The following is a 400-nucleotide window of genomic DNA, read 5'->3' as shown; positions in this document are numbered from 1 at the left end:
CGAGGCCGGTCAGCTATTGGCCGCCATCGACGAGACCCGCTTCCGCTCGGCCTACATGGAATCACTGAGTCAGGCGCAGGCGCTGCGCGCGACCATCGCCCGCCTGGAAGCCGAGGTGCTGGACAAGTCGAGTATCGAGTTCCCCGAGGAAGTGCGTGACAACGAGGCACTGACCGCTACCGAGCGTGAACTGTTCACGGCGCGACGCAAGAAGCGTGATAGCGCTCTGAATGCGGTCAGCAAGGAGATCAGTGCCGCTCAGCGTCAGCTCGCGGTGATCCGTCCGCTGGTCAAGCGGCGTGCCGTGGGCGAGATGGAAATGCTCAAGCTGGATCGCGAGATCGCCGAGCTCAAGGGTCGTCAGGCCGAGATCCGCAATACCTATCTGCAGGACGCCTAC

At 63.2% G+C, this 400-nt stretch carries 1 pseudogene; it reads left to right on the top strand.

Features of this window, described 5'->3' with window-relative positions:
• Positions 1–400 (top strand): annotated as a pseudogene (locus tag QQF40_RS17170) (hemolysin D); the annotation flags it as partial.

Origin of the sequence: Cobetia sp. LC6, assembly GCF_030264805.1 — a bacterium.
Lineage (GTDB): Bacteria > Pseudomonadota > Gammaproteobacteria > Pseudomonadales > Halomonadaceae > Cobetia.
The sequence above is the reverse complement of the archived record's forward strand: the minus strand, read 5'-3'. Positions and strand labels throughout refer to the sequence as shown.